We start from the raw sequence: 7,551 nt of genomic DNA on the forward strand, positions 1-7,551 counted from the left end.
CTTCGCCCGTGTTTACGTCAAGGGAAACCCTCTACACTTAAAGCAGGAGGACTTATGACCCTGTCTTTTACTGCTCACTGGCACGATGAATTACCCGGCTTTTACACCGCGCTTAAGCCCACGCCTTTACAGAACGCGCGTCTTATCTGGCATAACGATGCATTAGCGGATTCGCTTGGCATCCCTTCGACATTTTTTCAGCCAGAAAAGGGCGCCGGTGTCTGGGGCGGCGAAACGCTGCTTCCGGGCATGAAGCCTCTGGCTCAGGTCTACAGCGGACATCAGTTTGGCGTCTGGGCGGGACAGCTCGGCGATGGTCGCGGCATCCTGCTGGGTGAACAGGTTCTGCCGAATGGCGAAACGCTCGACTGGCACCTGAAAGGGGCAGGGTTAACACCGTACTCACGCATGGGGGATGGCCGCGCGGTGCTGCGTTCAACCATTCGTGAAAGTCTGGCTTCCGAGGCGATGCATGCCCTGGGGATCCCCACCTCACGCGCGCTGTCCATTGTCACCAGCGACACGCCGGTGGCCCGTGAGACGATAGAGCAGGGGGCGATGCTGATCCGCGTGGCGGAAAGCCATCTGCGTTTCGGTCATTTTGAACACTTCTACTATCGCCGCGAGCCGGATAAAGTCCGCCAGCTTGCCGACTACGCCCTTCGACGTCACTGGCCGCACCTGCAAGACGAACCGGACTGCTATGTTCTCTGGTTCCGTGATATTGTCGCGCGCACCGCCTCAATGATTGCCCGCTGGCAGGCCGTCGGCTTTGCCCACGGGGTGATGAATACCGACAACATGTCCCTGTTAGGGCTGACGTTTGACTACGGTCCGTACGGCTTCCTTGATGACTATCAACCGGGTTACATCTGTAACCATTCGGACTATCAGGGGCGTTACCGTTTCGACAACCAGCCTGCGGTGGGGCTGTGGAACCTTCAGCGGCTTGCGCAAAGCCTGTCGCCGTTTATCGACGTCGATGCCCTGAACGATGCGCTCGACACCTATCAGGAGGTCTTGCTGCGGGAATATGGTGTGTTAATGCGCAACAAGCTGGGGCTGATGACGCAGGAAAAAGGCGATAACGCGCTGCTGAATGGGCTGTTTGCCATCATGGCGCGTGAAGGCAGCGACTATACCCGAACCTTCCGTATGCTAAGCCAGACTGCGCAGCAGAGCGCCGCTTCACCGCTGCGTGACGAGTTCATCGATCGACAGGCGTTTGATGACTGGTTTGCCACTTACCGGGCGCGTTTACAGCAGGAACAGATTGATGACGATACCCGCCAGGCGCGGATGAAGGCGGTTAACCCGGCGATGGTGTTGCGCAACTGGCTGGCGCAGCGGGCTATTGAGCAGGCAGAGCAGGGGGATTATGCCGAGCTGCATCGGCTGCATATCGCCCTGCGCACGCCGTTTGCTGACCGGGAGGATGACTATGTCAGCCGCCCGCCGGACTGGGGCAAGCGACTGGAAGTGAGCTGCTCAAGCTAAGGGGCGAGAAAAACCTGCGGTGCGGCGTGCGCCGGATGTCTGCCGACGTGCACCTGCGCACCGTACCAGCGCGCCAGCGCGTCGGCCTGCAATACCGTCTCCGGTATGCCCTGAGAAACAATCCTGCCGTTGTGTAACAGCAGGATCCGGTCCGACCATAACGCGGCGAGATTAAGATCGTGCAGCACCACGCAGACGTGAAGATGACCCAGACGGGTCAGCGATTTCAACAGGCGCAGCAGATGCTGCTGGTGGTAGAGATCCAGCGCTGAAGTGGGTTCGTCGAGAAACAGCCAGCCGCGCGGCGTTCCCTCACGCCACAGCTGCGCCAGCGCGCGGGCGAGCTGAACGCGCTGCTGCTCGCCCCCCGAGAGGGAATGATAACGTCTGCCAGCCAGCGGCAGGCAACCGGTCAGCTGCATCACCTCACGCACAATCGACGGTCCAGGTTGACGCGACCAGGGCGCACGCCCCATTCCAACGATCTCCTCCACCAGCCAGTCAAATCCAGGCTGAGTATGCTGACGCATCACTGCCCGATAGCGGGACAGCGTCTCCGGGTGCCATTCATCCAGCGCTTTCCCCGCCAGCGAACAGCCGCCGCTGTCGGGTTTCAGGTAGCCGGTCAGCAGTCGCAGCAGCGTGGATTTCCCCGCGCCGTTGGGACCGATCAATGTAACCAGCTCTCCCTGCGACAGTGACAGCGAAACGTTATCTGTCAGCGTGCGGCCAGAACGGGTAAAAGTCAGATTTTCAGCCGTATAACGTTCAGCCATGCTGTTCTCCACGACGAAAAATGAGCCATAAGAACCAGGGGGCGCCAAGGATGCTGGTGAGCAACCCGACCGGCATTTCTGCCGGGGCGACCAGAGTGCGGGCTACCGTATCTGCCACCAGCAGCAGAAAAGCGCCCGCGAGAACCGTGCCGGGGAGGGTTGCCCGGTGATCGGCGCCCAGCCACATGCGCATCAGGTGCGGTACCACGAGTCCGACAAAGCCAATCACGCCGCTGACGGCGACAGCCGCAGCGACCAGCAGAGCGCTGCATAACAGTAATATTCGCTGTACAAGGGCAACGTCCACGCCGAGATAATGCGCTTCCTCTTCACCCAGTTGCAGTAAATTTAACGCGCTGGCACAACGCCAGATCGCCAGAGCGGCAGGCACCATCAGCGAGGTCACGGCGAGCAGCGTGGACCACTGCGCCTGACCGAGACTTCCCATTCCCCAGAGTGAAAGCTGACGCAACTGGGCGTCATTGCTGACCCACGAAAGCACACCCACTGCCGCACCGCACAGGGCATTGATGGCGATACCCACCAGCAACAGACGTGACAGAGAGGTGTCATGCTGCTTGCTGAGCAGGAAGATCACGCCTGTGGCTGCCAGCGCTCCAAAAAATGCCGCCAGCATAGGGGCGTAAAGCATCACCAGCGCGGGCAGCGCGAGCGGGAGCACCACCCACAGGGCGACGGCCAGCGCCGCACCGCTGCTGATCCCGAGCAGGCCCGGGTCGGCCAGTGGATTGCGGAACAGCCCCTGCATGACGCAGCCGGCGAGCGCCAGCGACCCGCCAATCACCAGCGCCAGCAGCACGCGGGGCAGACGGATGGTGAGCCAGATCTGGCGTAGCGTCTCATCGCTGCCGCTCCACAGCACGTTCACCGGCAGGCGTAACGCCCCAAAACCGGTAGCCATGATCGTCATGACGGTAAGCGACCCCGCCAGAAGCCATAACGATAACGTGATGCGCCGGGACATCAGGGCAGTTGCTCCGCTCTGGCACGCAGCTGTTGTATGGCTTTCGGCGTGCGGACGCTGAAGCCCAGCAGGGCCATGTCATCAATAGCCAGCACCTGCTTGCTTCGTCCCGCTGGCGTTTGCGCCAGACCGGGCAGTTTCCACAGATTTTCTTCGCCGCCCAGCGCGTTAAGGCCCTCCTGCGAAATCACCACCAGATCCGGCTGGCTGGCCATCACCCCCTCCTGGGAAAGCGGCTGATAGCGGGTAAAGCCCTGCATGGCGTTCTGCAACCCGGCGGCGCGTATTGCCGCATCCGCGCCGGTCTGTTGCCCGGCCGCCATTGCGGTCATTCCGCCGTGGCTGAGGATAAACAGCACCCGCTTGTTGAGCGGTGTTGAGGGCAGTGCCGCCAGCGCCTGACGCAGCGAGTTGCGCAGGGTTTCCCCTTGCGCCTCATGATGCGTCGCCTGAGCTATCACCCGTACTTTTTCGTCAATCGCGCGCAGGTCAGGCGTGCCGGGAACGGTAACCACCCGGACGTGGCTCTGTTCAACCTGCTTCAGCGCCAGAGAGGGCTGCGCCTGGTCGCTTGCCAGCACCAGCGTCGGGCGTACGGATAAAATCCCCTCCGCATTCAGCTGGCGAAGATACCCCACGTCAGGCAGCGCGTTTGTCGCCTGCGGCCACTGGCTGGTACTGTCGCGCGCAACCAGAGAAGACTCCGCGCCGAGGGCGTAGACGATCTCCGTCACGTCGCCGCCGAGGGCGACAATTCTCTTCGGCGCGGCGACGGCGACCAGCGGCAGGGCGCAGAGCAGGGCGAACCAGTTTTTCATGCGGCCAGCCCTTCCGGCGTCAGGGCGTCAATATGGCGACGCCACTGGCTCTGCTCAGGCTCGCCTTCGGTACGCTGCCCATAGAGCTGGGCGATCTGAGTGCCATCCGCAGCAAACAGCTCCAGGCTGGTAACGTGTCCGTCCGCCGTAGGTTTACGCGTTACCCACGTCTCGGCGATAGTCTCCTCCAGCAGATGCAGGGTAAAGGTTGGGTTGAAGATGTTCAGCCAGCCTTTCATGGGCGTCAGTTTTTCCACCACACCGGTGAAGATCTGCACGCAGCCGCGGTTGCCGACGAAGATCATGATTTCGTTTCCGTCCTGTCGCGCCGTCTCCAGCAGCTGTGCCAGCGCGCTGTTATCCACCTTACAGGCCAGATCGTCACTCACCAGACGAAACGCTTGCTGGCGGCTCAGGTTATGGCGCTTCAGTAAGCTAAAGAACTGATGCACATCGGTCATGGCGCGCCACTCTTTCTCCACCGAGCCTGCATCAGCACCGTCGGAATGCGCGGGGGCATCGACAGCCTTCAGTGCCAGAGTGGGGTTATCGGCAATGATAAAACGGGTCAGCACGTCGCCCCAGGCGGCAACGTCGGTGTGATCCGTGGTGTAGACCTTCAGTAAAGCGTCGCCCTGATGATCGAAGAACTGAATGCTCTGACGTTCGCCGCGGGAGGTCGTTTCGCTAATGTGAAACGCGCTCGCCCACTGGTTGAGGAACAAACGCAGATCCAGCGCGCGCGGATTCAGCACCAGCCCGGCATGACCGCCGAGGTGCTGGTGAGTAAACGCTCCAACCTGTTCGTGAACGGCGTATTCGTTACGGCAGATGCATTTGGTTTCCCCCACGGACTCCAGCGCTGCCAGAATCTCGCGGATTTCACCGCGCAGCCGCCAGGCGTCGTGTCCAACGCGCGCAAATGCCAGCTCTGCTTCGCTGATGTGCATTAATCCGGCGATATCACGGGCGTACTTACCCGGATGTTCTTCTTTAAGCTCAAGCCAGCGTGTGTAGTGACCCATAATCTTATCCTTCTGAATCGTTGCCCCGAAGGGAATTACCATTGATAACTGACGAAGATCTTGCCGTTGCGGCCATCCTGCGGGATGCCCTGCGGTGACCAGTAGGCTTTGTCGAAGGCGTTCCCCAGCACGAGGGTGGTGGTGATGCCTTTGAACTGCTGCTGGCCTTTATAACTGACGTAGAAATCATTTACTGCGTAGCCAGGCTGCTCGCTGTAGCTGCTGCTGATGTGCGTTGAACGTTCGACGAAGGTGCCGATCCAGCCCACGGAGAAGCCGCTTTGCGCCACCGGGATATCCAGCTTGCTGGTGACGGTGTCCGGGTTGATGCTGGAGATATATTCACCCGTGTCGGTATCTTTCCCGCGCGTGCGGTTGTAGGCCACGTCGAGGTTGAACAGGCTGGTCGAGTAGGTCGCCATCATGTCCCAGCCCCAGATTTTGGCATTTGGTACGTTATAGGACATGGTAGTGGCCGCCGCAAAATCGACGGTGGTAGAGATGTAATCTTTCGCTTTGGTGTCGAAGTAGCTGGCTTTGAACTCCAGCGCGTCGTTGGCGAGTAGCAGATCGTCAAAACGCAGCCCAAAACCGAACTCCTGGGTTTCGTTGGTCTCCGGACGCAGGTTCGGGTTCGGCACCCAGTAGTTAGTGTAGAAGCTGCCGATAGAGAAGTGCTTTGAGTCGTTATACATCTCGCCCATCGTTGGCGCGCGGAAGGCCTGGGCGTAAGAGCCGAACAGCATCAGCCAGTCGGTTGGACTCACGGTTAACCCGGCGCGTGATGACCATTTATCCGCATCCACGTCGTCGTAACCGTCGCTGCTGCCGCGGTAGTTGTCGTAACGCGTCCCGCCGAGAAGCGTTACCGGCAGGTCGCGCAGGGTGATCTCATCCTGCAACCAGCCGGAGCTGAAGTCGATTTTAGCGTCCGGGAAGCCGGTGGTCGCGCCGCCAGGGTGTTGCTCCTGACGGTAGTATTCCCCGCCGTAGGTCAGCAGGTGCGAGGCGAAGGAGTCGCTGAACAGGCGGGTGCGGTTTTCCACTTTGCCGCCTTTGGTGGTCTGCTTACGGAACTCGCCGCTGGCGTCGATGTTCTGGGCGTTGATCCGCGCTTCGGACCAGTAAATTTTCGCATCGGCGTTCAGCCAGTCGTTTCCGGCTGGCGCAATGCGGTAGCCAAGCTGGGCATCGCGCTGAATGGTGGAACGATCGGTCATCGGGTTACTGCTGCTGGCATCCGTGGTCTGCGGGTTTTTCGGCTCCTGCGCGTCGTTGTTGTAGTAGCGCAGGGAGCCGCTCAGCGTCTGAGCCGGATCAATTTTCCAGCTGCCTTTCGCCAGCATATTGTTGATGGATTCGTCGTTTGGCGCCCTCGCGCCGTCACTCTGGCGAATGTCGCCGCGATCGCGACTGGACCAGGAGACCACACCGTCCAGGGTATCGGTGCGGCCATAGGCGCTGGCGCCCATCCCGATGCTGTGATCGCCCGTTGCACCGGTAGCAAATACGCGATAGCCGCTATTTTTACCTGCGTCCAGCATATCGCTGGCGTCGACGGTGTCATATGAAATTACGCCGCCCAGCGCGCCGCTGCCGTACAGCAAGGCGGAAGGGCCACGTACCACTTCGATACGTTTGATCAGCGCCGGATCGAGGAACGTGCTGTTCAGGTGTCCGGTATCGGTGCCCTGGCGTACGCCATCCACCAGCACCAGCACGCCACGTCGGTCGTAACCGCGCAGGTTAACGTCCTGACCGTTGGTGCGCCCGGTGCCGTCCAGCGTCAGGCCGGGCACCTTGCGCAGCAGGTCGGCGGCGGAGCTGGCGGTCTGGTTTTCCGGCGCGGTGGCGTCAATCACGCTTACCATCATGGGGGCTTCGAAGGCGCTGCGGGCGTTGCCGGTGGCGGTAACGGTGATATCGTCTGTGGCGGCAAACGCAACGCCCGGCAGGGTGCTGACAATTGCCAGCGCCAGAAGAGACGGGCGTAAAGACGCGGATTGCAGGTGTGGCATAGCAACTCTCCATAAGAATTGAAAAGCGCTGGCTGCCTGGGGATCACCTGGGTGGCTGGCGAATGTGTTGTCTGGATTATTTAGTCAGGATCAGTTTTCCGGCATTGGTCTGGCGCAGCAGGTAGTGCTGGCCGTCATGCTCGATAATCACCCGGCCTTCCTCACCCAACAGGCTTTTGCTGTCGATGCGGCGATCGGTGGAAGCAGGGGACGGCGCTGTGTGTGTTTTTACTGGCGTTGCCGCGCTGTTATCGGTCGGTGACATAATGTTTATAAATAACAATCAATGTAACAATGATAATCATTATCAATAAACTGCAAATTCACGGCAAGCGTTTTTATGAAAATTGTGTGACGGGATCAAATTTGGGGGAGAGGTGCGGTCTGATGCCCTCACCCCGACCCTCTCCCACGGGGCTGAGGGATCCCCAG

The 7,551-nt window shown here is 60.2% G+C and carries 7 protein-coding genes; 1 reads left to right on the forward strand and 6 read right to left on the reverse strand.

The window, feature by feature from the left end; all coding sequences use genetic code 11:
- The first annotated feature begins 54 nt into the window (after positions 1-54).
- The gene (selO, locus tag INF86_RS16885) at positions 55-1,497 is read left to right on the forward strand and encodes a protein adenylyltransferase SelO (protein WP_193543739.1); all 1,443 of its coding nucleotides are present in this window, start codon (positions 55-57) and stop codon (positions 1,495-1,497) included.
- Here selO and INF86_RS16890 read toward each other — a convergent pair.
- The 6 genes from INF86_RS16890 to hemP all read right to left on the reverse strand — a co-directional run bounded on the left by INF86_RS16890 (position 1,494) and on the right by hemP (position 7,384).
- On the reverse strand, positions 1,494-2,273 hold the full coding sequence (locus tag INF86_RS16890) for a heme ABC transporter ATP-binding protein (protein ID WP_193543740.1): 780 nt from the start codon (positions 2,271-2,273) through the stop codon (positions 1,494-1,496). The two genes, selO and INF86_RS16890, sit on opposite strands and share 4 nt — an antisense overlap.
- Entirely contained in the window at positions 2,266-3,258 is a 993-nt protein-coding gene (locus INF86_RS16895) for an iron ABC transporter permease (RefSeq protein WP_193543741.1), read from the reverse strand. Before INF86_RS16895 ends, INF86_RS16890 begins: the two co-directional genes overlap by 8 nt.
- Complete coding sequence (locus tag INF86_RS16900; RefSeq protein WP_193543742.1) at positions 3,258-4,076, reverse strand: hemin ABC transporter substrate-binding protein; 819 nt, start codon at positions 4,074-4,076, stop codon at positions 3,258-3,260. The genes INF86_RS16895 and INF86_RS16900 overlap by 1 nt, the downstream gene beginning before the upstream one ends.
- Positions 4,073-5,101, reverse strand: coding sequence for a hematinate-forming heme oxygenase ChuS (gene chuS / locus INF86_RS16905; RefSeq protein ID WP_193543743.1), 1,029 nt, complete (start codon positions 5,099-5,101; stop codon positions 4,073-4,075). The genes INF86_RS16900 and chuS overlap by 4 nt, the downstream gene beginning before the upstream one ends.
- 35 nt (positions 5,102-5,136) lie before the next feature.
- On the reverse strand, positions 5,137-7,119 hold the full coding sequence (locus INF86_RS16910; RefSeq protein WP_048966247.1) for a TonB-dependent hemoglobin/transferrin/lactoferrin family receptor: 1,983 nt from the start codon (positions 7,117-7,119) through the stop codon (positions 5,137-5,139).
- Positions 7,120-7,195: 76 nt separating this feature from the next.
- Positions 7,196-7,384: a hemin uptake protein HemP gene (hemP, locus tag INF86_RS16915; RefSeq protein WP_063163262.1), complete on the reverse strand. Its 189-nt coding sequence runs from the start codon at positions 7,382-7,384 to the stop codon at positions 7,196-7,198.
- Positions 7,385-7,551 lie beyond the last annotated feature (167 nt).

This window comes from Enterobacter cloacae complex sp. I1M (assembly GCF_014982425.1).
Lineage (GTDB): Bacteria > Pseudomonadota > Gammaproteobacteria > Enterobacterales > Enterobacteriaceae > Enterobacter > Enterobacter intestinihominis.